This is a genomic window from Kaistia terrae, from assembly GCF_026344005.1.
In the GTDB taxonomy this organism is placed as follows: Bacteria; Pseudomonadota; Alphaproteobacteria; order Rhizobiales; family Kaistiaceae; genus Kaistia; species Kaistia terrae.
In genome coordinates this window covers 1-14,675 of the sequence record NZ_JAPKNH010000006.1, presented here as the reverse complement: position 1 = coordinate 14,675, position 14,675 = coordinate 1, and the positions used below count along the sequence as shown (strand labels likewise).

The following is a 14,675-nucleotide window of genomic DNA, read 5'->3' as shown; positions in this document are numbered from 1 at the left end:
TGGCGTCCCCTCTCCCGCTTGCGGGAGAGGGCTAGGTGAGGGTCTCTCGATCTAACCGACCTTCGGAGAGATCCGGTTGACATGGCCCATCTTGCGGCCCGGCCGGCTTTCGGCCTTGCCGTAGAGATGCAGCCTCGCGCCGGGCTCGGCGGCGAGCGCCGCCCAGTCGTCCGCCTCGGCACCGATCAGGTTGGTCATCACCGCGTTCGAATGACGCTCGGTCGAGCCGAGCGGCCAGCCGGCAATCGCGCGGATATGGTTCTCGAACTGCGAGACGATGCAGCCATCCTGCGTCCAGTGACCCGAATTGTGCACGCGGGGCGCGATCTCGTTGACGATCAGCCGCTCAGCGCCGTTCTCCTCGACGACGAACATCTCGACCGCCAACAGACCGACATAATCGAGCGCGCTTGCCACCCTGGCCGCGATCTCACGGGCGGCATCGGAGGTCGCCGCCGAAAGCTGCGCGGGCACGGTTGAGGTTGCAAGGATATGATTGCGATGAACGTTCTCGACGATGTCGTAAACGGCGGTCTCGCCATTTCGGCCGCGCACGACCAGCGCCGAGACCTCACGGGCGAAGGTGACAAAACCTTCCAGGACCGCCGGTCGGCCGGCGATTGCCTCCCAGGCTGTCGAGGCGTCTTCACCGGCACGGATCGCCACCTGGCCCTTGCCATCATAGCCGAAACGGCGGGTCTTCAGGATCGACGGCCGGCCAAGAGTCTCAAGCGCCGCTTCCAGCGAGGCCACGTCGTCGACCTGCGCGAAGGGCGCGACCGGAATGCCGAGGCTCTGCATCAATTCCTTTTCGGAAAGACGATCCTGCGACACGGCGAGCGCATGCGGGTTCGGCAGCACGTCGACCTGCTCGCCGAGGAAGGCGGCGGTGTCCGCCGGCACATTCTCGAACTCATAGGTGACGACGTCGACCGAGCCTGCAAAGGCGGCGAGCGCCGACTGGTTCTCATAGGCCGCCGTGGTCCGCGCCGCGACGACATCGAACGCCGGGCTTTCGCCATCGGGACAATAGACGTGGCAGCGGAAGCCGAGCTCCGCGGCGGCCGTTGCCAGCATCCGGCCCAACTGTCCCCCACCGAGAATGCCGATGGTCGAACCGGGCGGCAGCATTTTGCTAGACGTCATCAGAGGGGCTTTCCGCAACCCGCGCCGTCTGGGCGGCGCGCCAGGCATCGAGACGATCCGCCAGCGCGGCATCGTTGAGGGCGAGGATGGCGACCGCCAGAAGCGCCGCGTTGATCGCGCCGGCCTTGCCGATCGCCAGCGTGCCGACGGGAATGCCGCCCGGCATCTGGACGATGGAGAGCAGGCTGTCCTGCCCCGAAAGCGCCTTGGATTCGACCGGCACGCCAAGAACCGGCAGCGACGTCATCGCCGCGCACATGCCGGGAAGATGCGCTGCGCCACCGGCGCCGGCAATCACCACCTTGAAGCCACTGTCGCGAGCGGTCTTCGAGAATTCGACCAGCCGGTCGGGGGTGCGATGCGCCGAGATGATCCGGTCGTCATGCGCGACACCAAGCGCATCCAGCGTCTCGGCGGCGTGCCGCATCGTCTGCCAATCGGATTGGCTGCCCATGATGATGGCGATTGGCGCCGTAGTCTCTGCCAAGCTCTCGTCTCCGACATTGCGGGAAGGCGCGGATTATAGAGAGGGATGTCCTCGCCGCAAGGCGCGGAAACAGCCTTACCCGCCGTTAACCAGAATTGAACCAAGCGCGGGCAAAATCACGCCATGTCCAGCGCACCCATCCTCAAGCCGCAACACCTTGGCGTCACCGGAGCCGATCCGAGGGCAATCGCGCGTCGCCGCGAAACAGAGGATGGCGGTCTTTCGCCGGACCTGCCGGTCGAGCAGCGTTCGCTGGTGATGCGGCTTTCGGAAGAGGTGGCGGCCCTGCGCCGGGCGCTCGATGCCAGCCAACATCGCATCGCGGCCCTCGAAGTCGAAGCCGCCGAAGACCCGATCTCCGGGCTGTTCAACCGTCGCGCCTTCTTGCGGGAAGTCGAGCGGGCGATTGCCTTCCAGACGCGCTATCCGATGACCTGCGGCATCGCGCTGATCGACATCGACGGCATGGACGCCATTCGGGATACGCAGGGGCAGAGTGGCCTGAATCGGGCGTTGCGCAGCATTGGCGAGACGCTTCGCGCTGGAATCCGTTCCTGCGACTTCACGGCGCGAACCGGCAACGAGCAATTCGCCGTAGCTTTGTGGAATTCGACCCCAGCCGACTGCAGTCACCGCGTCCTCGGACTGCAACGCGCCATCGCCGGGCTGGATCTTCCGTCCGCGCCCAAGGGCGGCCTTGGAACACGCTCGTCGGTCGTGATGATCGAACCCGGCACAATTGCCGAGCAAGTGATCACCACTGCCGACACATTGTTGCTCGAAGGCGTCGCCTGCGGTCAGGCGATGATGTCCGGCAAGAGCTGATCCTCCAGCGCGACAATACGATCCTTCAGCGCCAGCTTGCGCTTTTTCAGCCGCTGGATCCGTAAGGGATCAATCTTTCCGGTTTCCGACATGACGGAGATGGCAGCGTCCAGATCGCTGTGCTCTTGCCGCAATCGCGCCAGTTCAAACCGGATTTCCCGCTCTTCTTCCTCGGTCATACGCCCCAACCTTGCCGAGTTCCGCCCGGCCCCTGAAGGCGCCGAAGACGCGACGATACATGCTCGGCCCGGCGGGCGCGAGAACTCTATCTCACCTTCCCCCCTTGAACCGGGCGTCCGCAAGGCACAGATCAAAACTGAGCCGGGTTACAGGACGATCGCCTTTGGATGACCGTTCTGTGACAGAAGTCGGTTCACAGCAACCCCCGTCTATGGCACGATCCGCGTGCCGTCATCGATCAACGAAGGGAGGCAGTATTAATGTCCATCGAATCGCATCTTGCCGAGCTGGAGCGCCGCCACGAGGCTCTCTCCAAGCAAATAGACCAGGCCACGAATAGTCCCAGTGCCGATACTCTCGAACTGGTGGCCCTGAAAAGACGCAAGCTGCAGCTCAAGGACGAGATCGCCCGACTGAAAGTCGAAAACACCATTCACTGATTGATGAGGAAATAGTCAGGCGAAGCGCCGCGTCATCGCGGCGCTTTTGCTTTGTGGGCGCCCTACTCCGCGGCGACCATGCCGGGAGCGGCCTTCGACGCACCATCCTGCGTGTCGGCTGCCGGGCGCGACCGGGGCGCCGACGGGCGCGTCCAGTCGAGATACCAGGCGAGCGCGAACAAGAGGCTCAGCCCGACGCCGATCAGCACCGTGTCGAGCAGCATGCCGAACGGCGTAAAGGTTGGATCGTTCGGCAGGCCGAAGACGCTCTCCCGGATGATGTGGCCGGTGACGCTAAGGATCGTGCCGGTCCAGAACACCGGAAGCGTGTGGCGACCCAGCCGGACGATCCAGTTTCCCTCGTCGAGCCAACGCTTCAGCAGGGCCGGCAACGGGCTGTAGAGCACGACATATGCCATGGCCAGGACATGCAGCAGGCGGAAGAAGCCGACCCAGCTCTTGTTGAAGCCGGAAATCCAGACCCACTCCGGCAGCGTCGGGAAATAATCCCACAGATGCGCGAAGACCAATGCCGCCGCGGCCAGCAGATAGGCGACGGCCAGCCCATAGAGCGGCCGCGATACCGGGATCCGGTCGCCCCGGCGCAAAAGGATGCCGCCGACAAAGCCGATCACGAACAGCACCTGCCATGTGAACGGGTTGAAATACCAGCCCCCCTCGCCCGGAAAGCTGGGCAACGTGATGCGCCAGGCATTCGCGATCGCCCAGAGCGCCAGGCTGGCGGCGAGCACCAGCGAGAGTCGGACGCGAGCCAGCAGCATGATGATCGGCAACATCGCCATCATGACCATGTACATCGGCAGGATGTTGAAATTGCCGGTCTGGTAGCTGAGCATTCCCATGCCCGCCAGGGCGCGGACGGGCTGCTCGACGATCCAGTGCCGTTCGTCCGGAAGCATCAGGCCAGGCTGATCGAGCCAGAGCGAGGCGCCGGCATAAATGGCGAAACCGCAGGCGATCGAGGCCAGGTGCGCGACATAGAGCGTGCCGATGCGCTTGCCGATCCGCCCGACCGATTGCCCCGCCTGACCGGATATGAAGCGCGGATAATAAGCGAGAGCCGCCGAGATTCCGGCGAGCAGCACAAAGATCTCGGCCGCGTCCGACAAGCCGAAATTGCGGTGGGTGAAATTCGAATAGAGATTTCCGGGGATGTGATTGACGAAAATCGAGATGAGCGCGAGCCCTCGGAAAAAGTCGATCCGATAATCACGCGCCATGGAAGTAGACAAGGTTCGATGCACCCGAGACCCCAGCTTATGTGAACTGCAAAATTCCGGGCCGGCCTAGCCAGCGAACAAGGCAAGCATGCGGCGGCGCCAGCCGCTCATCAATGTGCGAGAACCGACAAAGCGCCGTCCCAGGTCAATTTTAGGCCGATGATCAGGACGAACAAATAAGAGAGGCCGTAGAATACGGTCTGGTCGATCACTCGGACAAGCCAGATGCCGGCGATCGTCGTCAGCGCGGCGAACGGAAACAGCACAGCCGCCGTTTCCAGGTTGGCGGCGTCGAACTGCCCCAGGAAAAAGTAAGGGACCAGTTTCACGGCGTTGGTTACGGCAAAAAAGATCACCGACGTTCCGACGAAGACCTGTTTGTCGAGCCGTAGCGGCAGGGCATACATCTGGAACGGAGGTGCGCCAGCGTGGCTCACAAAGGACGTAAAGCCGGCCAGGAGCCCCCAGAACGAGCCCTTCGCGCCGTTCGGCGCAGCGGGCTTCGCGCGCAGTCGGTCGCCGAACCAGTAGTTTACGGCAAACACGATCGAGATGACGCCAACGAGCAGGCGGACGAAATCCTCCTTCACATAGGCGGCCGTGAGCCATCCGACCGTTATGCCAAGGATCGAGGCTGGCAGCATGACGGCGAGTGTCGGCCGGTCGAAAATGCGCCGGTAGAAGACGAGGCTGATCCCGTCCATGACCAGCAGGATCGGCAGCATGATGCCGGCCGCCTGGACGGGTGAAATCACCAGGGCGAGTATGGGAACTGCCAGCATGCCCATGGCCCCGCCAAAGCCGCCCTTGGACAAGCCCGCGACGGCCACGGCCGGGATCGCGGCGGCGTAGAATGCGAATTCTGTGAACATGGACGGCCGATGGATGGGGAGCAAGGCGGGTTGAAACGATTTAGCCTGCTCAGCTGACGAAATCCAGCCTATCTGCGGTTCGGCAACCTCGCGCCACAACAGACTCACATTGCGTAATATGAGGGAGCTTATTATAGATAGATGCATGAATACTCCGCCCTCAGAAAAGCATCTCGGATTCCTGGTCAACGACGTCGCTCGGCTGGTCCGTCGTGCGTTCGATCACCGGGGGCAGACTTGCGGCCTGACGCGGGCGCAGTGGCAGGTCTTAGCGTATCTCTTTCACAATCAGGGATCGAACCAGGCCTCGGTCGCCGAAGCGCTGGACGTCGAGCCGATCACGCTTTCCCGCCATATCGACCGGCTGGAAGCGATGGGCTATGTCGCGCGCGTTCCCGATCCGGCCGACCGCCGGGCCCGTCGCCTGCATCTGACGGAAAGCGTGAGCCCTCTCCTGGACCAGATGAAGGTCATCGGCAATCAGGTGATCGACACGGCGCTTGAGGGAATTTCGCCGGACGAAGCCGAGGTGCTGATCCGCTTGCTCAGCAAGATGCGCTGCAACATGGCAAGCCGGGGCGTTGACGCGATTGTCATCGACCCGATCTGCGATGGCGAACGCCCCAATCCGGCTACCAAGGATCTGGCAGCCAAGGATCCGGCAGCCAAGAAGCTGACAACGAAGAACTTCGCTACGAAGATCCCTCAGAAAGCCTAGATATGACTGCCGAGGCAGACGCGCGCGAAACGCCGGGGTCCAACAAGGACACGTCCCGCATCCCGCAACTAGCCGTCATTGAAAGCGCGCCGGCCAAGAAACGCGGTAGCTCACGCGTTATCCTGATGCTGGCTTTGCCGATCATCCTGGCGGTGGGCGGCGGCTATCTCTGGCTTACCGGCGGACGCTACGCCTCGACCGACAACGCCTATCTCGAACAGAATCGCGTGACCATCACGGCCGACCAGCCGGGCCGGATCGTCGAAGTGGCTGTCCACGAGAACGACCATGTCAAGAAGGGCGACCTGCTCTTCCGCATCGATTCCGAACCCTACAAGCTGGCGCTCCGCCAAGCAGACGCGGCTGTCGCCGTCGCCAGGCTGCAGGTCGAGCAGTTGCGTTCAAGCTACCAGCAGGCGCTCGCCGAACAGACGTCGAGCCAGGATACCCTGGCCTATCAACAAAAGGCCTTCCAGCGGCAGAAGGATCTTCTGGCGCGTGGCGTAGCCTCGAACGCCGATTTTGACACCGCCCAGAACACCCTGCGCACCGCCGAGCAAACCCTCGCCCAATCGCGGGAGCGAGTGGCCGGCGCATTGACCGCGCTCGTCGGCAATCCCGACATCAAGACCGATGAACATCCGACAGTGATGCAGGCGACCGCTGCGCAGGAGACAGCGGCGCTGGCTCTGAAGGAAACGTCTGTTTTCGCCCCCAGCGACGGTGTCGTGTCGCAGACGGATCGCCTCCGCGTCGGTCAGTATGTGACCAATCCGTCGATGGCGCCGATGGGGCTGTTGAGCCTCGTCGAGACGGCCACGACCTATGTCGAAGCGAATTTCAAGGAAACCGACCTGACGCACATGAAGGTGGGGCAGACGGCGACCGTAACCTTCGACACCTATCCCGGCCGCCCGTTCACGGCGCGCGTTGAATCGATCAACGCCGGCACCGGCTCCGCCTTCTCCCTGCTGCCGGCGCAGAACGCCACCGGCAACTGGGTCAAGGTCGTGCAGCGCGTGCCGGTCCGACTGCGCCTTGAGGGCGCCGTCGACTTCTCGACGCTTCGCACGGGCCTCAGCGCCTCGGTGGAAGTCGATACCGAATACAAGCGGACGTTGCCTGGCTTCGGCCACGCCATCGCCGCCGACGCCAGTGCTCCAGCGGGAACCCCGGCGACCAACTAAGACGCCGGGACCCGGAAAGTCGCCAGAATGAGCGCGTCCACTTCGCCGCCAACGGTCCACAATCGTGGCTTGATCACCGTGTCGATCATGCTCGCCACGATCATGCAGGTTCTCGACACGACGATCGCCAATGTCGCCCTGCCCTCGATGCAGGGCTCGCTCGGCGCGGCGCAGGACACCATTACCTGGGTCCTGACCTCCTACATCGTCGCCGCCGCCATCGCGACGCCGATCACCGGCTGGCTGGCCGACCAGATCGGCATCAAGCGCCTGTTCATGACCTGCGTGGCCGGCTTCACCCTCGCCTCGATGCTGTGCGGCCTGTCCGGCAGTCTGACGCAGATGGTCGGCTTCCGGATCCTGCAGGGCCTGTTTGGCGCGGCGCTTGTACCGCTGTCACAATCCGTACTCTTGAATATCAATCCAAAGGAGAAGCACGGCCAGGCGATGGCGATGTGGGGCGCCGGTATCATGGTGGGCCCGATCATCGGACCGACCCTCGGCGGCTGGCTGACCGACGCCTTTAACTGGCGCTGGGTGTTCTTCATCAACCTGCCCGTCGGCATCATCGCCTTTCTCGGCATCGGCGCTTTCATGCCGGAGGGACCGCTGCGTATTCGCAAGTTCGATTTCTTCGGCTTCGCGTTCCTGAGCCTCGGCATCGGCGCCTTGCAGATGATGCTCGACCGTGGCGAGCAGCTCGACTGGTTCGCCTCGCCCGAGATCCTGATCGAGGTGGCGCTGATGGCGATCGGCTTCTGGGTCTTCACCATTCACATGGCGACGGCCAAGAATACCTTCATCGACCCGCACATTTTCAAAGACCGCAACTTCGTCACCGGCCTGATCTTCATCTTCATCATCGGCATCATCCTGCTGGCAACGATGGCGCTGTTGCCGCCCATGCTGCAGAACCTCTACGGCTACCCCGTCGTCACCACCGGCATGATCCTGGCGCCGCGCGGCGTTGGCACCATGATAGCGATGATCGTCGTCGGCCGATTGATGGGCAAGGTCGACCCGCGTATCTTGATCCTTGTCGGGCTCGGGGCGACGACATGGTCGCTCTATGAGATGACGACCTGGGCGCAGGTCATGGATTCCTGGCCGTTCATGCTGACCGGCGTCGTTCAGGGTTTCGGCCTCGGCTTCGTCTTTGTACCGCTGTCGACGATCGCCTTTGCGACCTTGCCGCCACACTGGCGGACGGATGCGGCCAGCCTGTTCAGCCTCGTCCGCAATCTGGGTTCGTCGATTGGCGTGTCGCTGGTCGCGACGCTGCTTGCGCAAAACACCCAGGTGAACCACGAAGTCCTGGCCGGCCACGTGACGCCGTTCAATCCGGCGCTGCCGGCCGACGCAGCGGCGGGAAATCTCGAGGCCCTGGCACAGTTGAACGCGGTCATCACCCGCGACGCGACCTTTATCGCCTATATCGACGATTTCAAGCTGATGATGTTCATCACGCTGGCGACGATCCCGCTGCTCGCCTTCATGCGCTACAAACCGCAAAAGGGCCCGGCGGAGCACGTCGCCCTCGACTGAGGAAGGAGCGCGCCGGCACGGCAGCAATATTGCCGGCAAGTGCCTCAGCCGCCGATGACCCAGCCGGTGCCGGCCGCCATTAGCACGACCGACCAGGCCGGTATCCGCGCGAACACGAGCAGCGCATAGCAGAGGACCGCGAAGGCGAGATCGCGCCCGCCATGGATTGCGGTGGTGAATACCGGATCGTAGAGCGCCGCCGCCAGCAGCCCCACAACCGCCGCGTTAACGCCGACGAGAGCGCGGCGAACTGCCTCGACCCGCTGCAACTGCCGCCAGAATGGCAGGACGCCGACGACCAACAGGAAGGCCGGCGCAAACAAGGCAAGCACCGCAAGCGCTCCGCCGATCATCGGCGTCGGCACGGCAGCCGCGACGCCCAGATAGGCCGACAGGCTGAACAGGGGACCCGGCATCGCCTGCGCAGCGCCATAGCCGGCGACGAAAGCCTGCTGCGAAACCAGCCCCGACGCCACCACGGAATCCTCCAGCAACGGCAGCACGACATGTCCGCCGCCGAAGACGAGCGCGCCGGCGCGGTACAGCCCGCTTGCCAGAGAGACGCTTTCTGAATGCGTCGCGGCAGCAAGGATTGGCAGGCCAATGAGCAGCACGACGAACAGCGCGAGCGCCACGACGCCCACGCGTCTCGATAGATCCTCGCCGGACGCGAAATCGGCGGAACGAGCGGGCGGCCGGGCGAACTGATATCCAACGAGGCCGCCGCCCAGCAGGATTGCAATCTGAGCGAGGCTTCCAGGCAAGAGTAGCGCTAATGCCATAGCCGCAAGCGCTATGCTGCCCAGCAGCCGCCCCGTGGCGAGGGACAGCGCCATGCCGCGCACCGCCTCCGCGACGACCGCGACGGCGACGATGGCGAGCCCCGACAAGACGCCGGCATCCATCAGTCCACCGGTGGAACTGAGCCCGAGCGCGAGAAGCGCCATGATGACGGCCGAAGGCAGCGTAAACCCGACGAACGCCGCGAGCGCGCCAGCAAGACCGGCCTTTTCCAGCCCGATGGCCATGCCGACCTGGCTTGAGGCCGGTCCCGGAAGAAACTGGCAAAGCGCCACCAGATCGGCAAAGGATGCCTCGTCGACCCACTTCAAGCGATCGACAAAGCGATGGCGAAAATAGCCGATATGCGCCACGGGGCCGCCAAACGACGTCAGGCCGAGGCGCAGGAATTCGCGGAAGACACGCCCGGCCGGTACGGCGCTGTCGGCTGGTGGAGCGCCAATCGGGCGCGTGGTTGGCAACGGTTCATTCATGGCGATAGCCTGTACCGCCTTTCATGACAGCCTCAAGAAAACGGCGCCCGCAGGCGCCGCTCTCCAAGATTATTGTGACCGGCCCTAATGGGCCGGCGCGGGTGCTGTTGTCCCCGAGACGGCCGGCGCCTCATCGTCATCCTCGCGCTTGGCATGAGCGCTGGACAGGTAGGTGTAGAACATCGGCACAACGAACAGCGTGAACACCGTTCCAATCGACATGCCGGTCGCAATGACAAGTCCCATCGAGAAACGGGCCTTGGCGCCGGCGCCTTCCGCGAACAGCAGCGGCACCACGCCAAAGACCATGGCGGCCGTCGTCATCAGGATCGGGCGGAGACGCACGCGCGCCGCCTCGACGATCGCATCATGTCGGTTGAGACCGCGCTCTTCACGCTGCTGGTTGGCGAACTCCACCATCAGAATGCCGTGCTTCGTGATCAATCCGACAAGCGTAATCAGGCCCACCTGCGAATAGATGTTCAGCGACGCCAAGCCCAGATTGAGCGGGATGAGTGCGCCGAAGATCGAAAGCGGCACCGACATCATGATGATCAGCGGATCGCGGAAGCTCTCGAACTGCGCCGCCAGCACCAGATAGATGACGACGATGGCGAGGCCGAAGACGATCAGCAGCGAATTGCCCGTCTCGAGTTCCGTGCGCGACTGACCGGCATATTCAATGAAATAGCCCGGTGGCAGCGACGCGCTGGCAATCTTCTGAAGTTCTGCGAGGCCGTCGCCCGATGTCACCGTCGGTCTCGGCAGAGCGGCCAGCGTCGCAGAATTCAGCTGGTTGAACTGCTCGATAGCCGGCGCGGACCCTTCCGTATTGATCGAGACAACCGCCGACAACGGCACCATGTCACCCGCCTGCGACCGAACGAAGAAGGTCTGGAGGCTTTCCGGATTGAGCCGGTACTTCTCCGGAACCTGGGTGATGATGTCGTAGGCGCGGGCCTCCCGATCGAACTTCGAGATGCCGTTTTCGCCGACCAGCAAGGTCAGCGTGTTGCCGATCTCGGCGACCGAGATGCCCAGGGCGGCAGCGCGATTGCGGTCGATGACCACGTTCACCTTCGGCGTATCGAAGGAGAGCGAGTTCTGCACCACGATGAACTTGCCCGACGCCATGGCGCGGTTCTTGATCTCCTCGGCCACCGCATAGACGCGGTCTGCCGGTTCCGTCGACTGCACGACGAACTGGATCGGCAGCCCGCCGCCCGTTCCCGGCAGCGACGGCACGGCAAACACGAAGGCCTGCACGCCGGCAACCTTGTCGAGACGGCCCTGCACCTCCGCCTGAACCTCGGCCTGCGAGCGCGTACGCTCCGCCCAGGGCTTCAGTACCAGGCCGGAGAAGGCCGAATTGGCCGAGCCTGAGCCGGCAATCGAGAACAACGCCTGTCGTTCCGGAATGTCGGCGGTCTTTTCGGCGATTTCGTCGACATAGAGCTGCGTGTAGTCGATCGTCGCGTATTGCGGCGCCGTGATCAGCGAGAACATCGCGCCTTCGTCTTCCTCCGGCGCCAGTTCGGTAGCCGTATTGAGGAAGAGGAACACCATGGTGCCAAGGATAGCCGCCACCATCAGCAACGTGATGGAGCGGACCTTGAGCGAGCCCACGAGCCGCCGCGCATACCAGTTGCTGAAACGCTCGAAGACGCTGTCGATGAAATGCTGAATGCGCCCGCCACCCGGCTTCAGAATGCGGGCGGACATCATGGGCGAAACCGTCAAAGCCACAAAGCCCGACAGGATCACCGCACCGGCGAGCGTCAGCGAGAACTCGCGGAACAGCGCGCCCGTGACACCCTGTGTAAAGGCCATCGGCGCATACACAGCCGCCAGCGTGATCGTCATCGTGATGACCGCGCCGGTGATCTCCTGCATGCCGACGATCGCGGCACGCATCGGTTTCAGCCCCTCCTCGATGTGACGATGGATGTTCTCCACCACCACGATCGCGTCATCGACGACGAGGCCGATGGCCAACACCATCGCGAGCAGGGTCAGCGTGTTGAGCGAATAGCCAAGCGCCCACAGAATGAAACACACGCCGATCAGCGAAAGCGGGATCGTGACAATCGGAATGATGACCGAGCGGAACGAACCCAGGAACAGGAAGATCACGACCACAACGATGGCCGATGCCTCCAGAATCGTCCGGATAACCTCCTCGATCGAGGCACTGATCGCCTCCGTCGAGTCATAGACCAGCTCGATATGCATCCCTTCGGGAAGCGAGTTGGCAATCAACGGCAGCTCTTTGCGAACACCGGCAGCAACGTCCAGCGGGTTGGCGGACGGGGTCTGGAAAATGCCGAGGAACACGCCTTCCTTGCCGTTGAACCGGACTTCGCTGTCGGTCGAGGCGGCCGCAAGCTCGATGGTTGCGACGTCGCGCAGACGAACGATATCGGCTCCGTTCGCCCGTATCGGCAGCGAACCGAACGTTTCCGGGTCCTGCAGTGTCGTCTTCGCCTCGATCGAATAGGCGTAGAACTCGTTCTTCGTCTTGCCGGGAGCCGACAGGAAGTTCGATCCCTTAATCGCTGTCAGCACCTCGGTCGCGGTAATGTTGCGCGAGGCGAGCGCGACCGGATCGATCCAGACGCGCATGGCGAATTCCTGCGCGCCGAGGATCTCGGCATTGGCGACACCGTCGACCGTCGCGAAGCGCGGCTGGATCACGCGGATCAGATAGTCGGTCAGTTGCTGTGCGTTCATCGTCTCGCTGCGGGCAGCGAGATACATGAGCGCGAACTGGAAACCGGTGCCCTTCTGGATCACCGGATCCTCGGCCTCGTCCGGCAACTGGCCGCGCACCTGCTGGACCTTGGCGATGACTTCGGTCAGTGCCTTGTCCGGGTTGGTGTTCAGTCGCATGAAGACGGAGACCGTCGACACGCCGAGCGAGCTCTTCGAAGTGACGTAGTCAACGCCTTCGGCGGAGGATACCGACTTCGCGATCGCGGAGGTAATGAACCCCTGGATCACGTCGGCGCTGGCGCCCGGATAGACGGTCGTGACGGTCACCACCGTCTCGTCCACCTTGGGATACTGGCGGATCGACATCGACAGGATGCCCTGCGCACCCAGCAGCAGCATCAGCAGGCTGACGACCGTCGCAAGGACAGGCCGCCGGATAAAGAGTTCGGAGAAGCTCATGACTTGGAAGCCTCCGGATTCACGGTGGCACCCTTGATCGGCTGGACGGAATTGTCGATGGCGACAGAGCTACCGCTCGAAAGCTTGTTCTGTCCGGCAGTGACGATGTTCATTCCCGGCTCGACCCCCTCGACGATCTCGATCAGATCGCCCGAGCGGCGGCCGACCTTGACGAATATCTGCTTCGCAATGAGGTCCGGCGCGGCATCCCCTGCCTTGCTGTCAGCCGGTTGAGGAGCCTTGGCATCCGCCGCCTTTGCCGCAGCCGGATCGGCCGGAGCTGGCTGAACGGCATAGACATAGGCACCGTAAAGGCTGATCGTCACCGCCGTCTGCGGAAGCGCGACGACATTGTCTTCGACAGGCAGATCCACGCGAACCCGGATGAACTGGCCAGGGCGCAACGTCTCGTTCGGATTGTCCAGCAGAGCCTGAACGGTAACCAGCCGCGACGCCGCGTCGATCTTCGGGTCGATGCCGGTGATCTTGCCCGTGAAGTTCAGATCGTCTTCCTTGAGTCCAAAGCGAACCGGCTGCCCAATCTTGAGAGAGGCAAGCTCCTGCTCGGGAACGCTGAAGTTGACCTTCATCTGCTCAAGATTCTGCAGCGTCGCAACGATCGTTGCCGGCTGCACGTACTGGCCAACATCGATCTTCGGAATGCCGATGGTGCCGGAGAACGGGGCCTTGATGGCCTTCTGGTCGAGGGTGGCTTCGAGCTGCGTAAGGGCGCCCTTGGCCTTGTCGAGGTTGTTCTGCGCATCCTGCAGCGAAGCAACCGTGCTGACATTGCGCTGCAACAGCGCCTGGGCGCGGCTCAGCGCGTCCTGGCTTACGGCGACGGCAGTATTGGCGCTGACCAGACCCGCGCGCTCGACGGCGTCATCGATCTGGACGAGCAACTGTCCCTGCTCGACCTTGTCGTTAGCCTTGAACAGAATCTTCTCGACGATACCGCCGACCTGCACAGAAACGTCAACGCCCTCGGCGGCGACCGCGGTTCCCACGGCCTCGACGCCGGGCGTCCACTGCTGAGGCTCGACCGTGATCGCCGAAATGGTGACGACGGGCGCCTTCATGCCGGCGAAGAACTGCTCAATCATCTTGTCGCGGAAAAAATTGAACCAAATCAAGCCGCCGCAGATCGCCACGACGACGACGAGCAGGATCGTTGCAAGGATAAACCGCTTCATGATTGGCAATCCAGTGAGCGCCAGGCCCGTGGGAGACGGGCGACGCATGGCAAAAAACAAAGATCGCGGAAACGCCCCACGCGGGTTTGCTTCCTCGATGATCAGGGGAAATTAGTGTACCTAGATTACAGAACTGTCAACGCGCGCACGCCGTTACGTCATCGTTCATGCCAAGCTCGTGCCAAGTCAGCAACACAAGTCGTTTGATCTCGCGCCTCGGCAACGTCGACAGAGTTCGACGGTAAGGGCAACTACGCGCCCCACTATCACTCTTTCTCCCCCTCTCCCTTTGGGAGAGGGTTGGGTGAGGGCCTTGCTTGCTGCGACTGCGTCTTGTGCTGCGGCTGTCGAGTTCGGCGCCGACATTGGCTCCGCAGAGTCCCCCGCCTCCCCCTC

General features: G+C 63.0%; 13 protein-coding genes. 5 read left to right on the top strand and 8 right to left on the bottom strand.

Annotated elements, in window-relative coordinates:
- Window positions 1–51 precede the first annotated feature (51 nt).
- Window positions 52–1,146 carry a 5-(carboxyamino)imidazole ribonucleotide synthase gene (locus OSH12_RS16930; protein ID WP_266344777.1) on the bottom strand — a complete coding sequence of 365 codons (1,095 nt, stop codon included), beginning with the start codon at window positions 1,144–1,146 and terminating at the stop codon, window positions 52–54.
- The gene (purE, locus tag OSH12_RS16925; protein ID WP_380223022.1) at window positions 1,136–1,600 is read right to left on the bottom strand and encodes a 5-(carboxyamino)imidazole ribonucleotide mutase; all 465 of its coding nucleotides are present in this window, start codon (window positions 1,598–1,600) and stop codon (window positions 1,136–1,138) included. Before purE ends, OSH12_RS16930 begins: the two co-directional genes overlap by 11 nt.
- A gap of 156 nt (window positions 1,601–1,756) precedes the next feature.
- Here purE and OSH12_RS16920 point away from each other — a divergent pair, with 156 nt between their 5' ends.
- Window positions 1,757–2,458 (top strand): GGDEF domain-containing protein, encoded by a 702-nt coding sequence (locus OSH12_RS16920; RefSeq protein WP_266344775.1) that lies wholly within the window; start codon window positions 1,757–1,759, stop codon window positions 2,456–2,458.
- Here the strand turns inward: OSH12_RS16920 and OSH12_RS16915 are convergent.
- A complete protein-coding gene (locus OSH12_RS16915; RefSeq protein ID WP_266330330.1) occupies window positions 2,431–2,637 on the bottom strand; it encodes a YdcH family protein in 207 nt (68 codons plus the stop codon). The genes OSH12_RS16920 and OSH12_RS16915 overlap by 28 nt on opposite strands.
- 261 nt (window positions 2,638–2,898) lie before the next feature.
- On the opposite strand from OSH12_RS16915, the gene OSH12_RS16910 reads away from it, so the two are divergent.
- Window positions 2,899–3,078: a YdcH family protein gene (locus OSH12_RS16910; RefSeq protein WP_266344774.1), complete on the top strand. Its 180-nt coding sequence runs from the start codon at window positions 2,899–2,901 to the stop codon at window positions 3,076–3,078.
- A gap of 62 nt (window positions 3,079–3,140) precedes the next feature.
- Here the strand turns inward: OSH12_RS16910 and OSH12_RS16905 are convergent, their stop codons facing one another.
- Both OSH12_RS16905 and OSH12_RS16900 read right to left on the bottom strand, forming a co-directional pair.
- Window positions 3,141–4,331 carry an OpgC family protein gene (locus OSH12_RS16905; protein ID WP_266344773.1) on the bottom strand — a complete coding sequence of 397 codons (1,191 nt, stop codon included), beginning with the start codon at window positions 4,329–4,331 and terminating at the stop codon, window positions 3,141–3,143.
- A 98-nt stretch (window positions 4,332–4,429) separates the two neighbouring features.
- Window positions 4,430–5,191 (bottom strand): sulfite exporter TauE/SafE family protein, encoded by a 762-nt coding sequence (locus OSH12_RS16900; RefSeq protein WP_266344772.1) that lies wholly within the window; start codon window positions 5,189–5,191, stop codon window positions 4,430–4,432.
- 145 nt (window positions 5,192–5,336) lie between these two features.
- On the opposite strand from OSH12_RS16900, the gene OSH12_RS16895 reads away from it, so the two are divergent.
- The 3 genes from OSH12_RS16895 to OSH12_RS16885 are packed head-to-tail and all read left to right on the top strand — an operon-like array spanning window position 5,337 to window position 8,641.
- Window positions 5,337–5,909 (top strand): MarR family winged helix-turn-helix transcriptional regulator, encoded by a 573-nt coding sequence (locus OSH12_RS16895; protein ID WP_266344771.1) that lies wholly within the window; start codon window positions 5,337–5,339, stop codon window positions 5,907–5,909.
- Between the two features lie 2 nt (window positions 5,910–5,911).
- Window positions 5,912–7,096 (top strand): HlyD family secretion protein, encoded by a 1,185-nt coding sequence (locus tag OSH12_RS16890; RefSeq protein ID WP_266344770.1) that lies wholly within the window; start codon window positions 5,912–5,914, stop codon window positions 7,094–7,096.
- 27 nt (window positions 7,097–7,123) lie between these two features.
- The gene (locus tag OSH12_RS16885; RefSeq protein WP_266344769.1) at window positions 7,124–8,641 is read left to right on the top strand and encodes a DHA2 family efflux MFS transporter permease subunit; all 1,518 of its coding nucleotides are present in this window, start codon (window positions 7,124–7,126) and stop codon (window positions 8,639–8,641) included.
- Between the two features lie 44 nt (window positions 8,642–8,685).
- On the opposite strand, the gene chrA is transcribed toward OSH12_RS16885, so the two are convergent.
- The 3 genes from chrA to OSH12_RS16870 all read right to left on the bottom strand — a co-directional run bounded on the left by chrA (window position 8,686) and on the right by OSH12_RS16870 (window position 14,282).
- Window positions 8,686–9,915, bottom strand: a complete 1,230-nt coding sequence (gene chrA, locus OSH12_RS16880) for a chromate efflux transporter (protein ID WP_266344768.1) — start codon at window positions 9,913–9,915, stop codon at window positions 8,686–8,688.
- An 84-nt stretch (window positions 9,916–9,999) separates the two neighbouring features.
- Window positions 10,000–13,086 carry an efflux RND transporter permease subunit gene (locus OSH12_RS16875; RefSeq protein WP_266344767.1) on the bottom strand — a complete coding sequence of 1,029 codons (3,087 nt, stop codon included), beginning with the start codon at window positions 13,084–13,086 and terminating at the stop codon, window positions 10,000–10,002.
- Window positions 13,083–14,282: an efflux RND transporter periplasmic adaptor subunit gene (locus OSH12_RS16870; RefSeq protein WP_266345037.1), complete on the bottom strand. Its 1,200-nt coding sequence runs from the start codon at window positions 14,280–14,282 to the stop codon at window positions 13,083–13,085. The genes OSH12_RS16875 and OSH12_RS16870 overlap by 4 nt, the downstream gene beginning before the upstream one ends.
- Window positions 14,283–14,675: the final 393 nt, after the last annotated feature.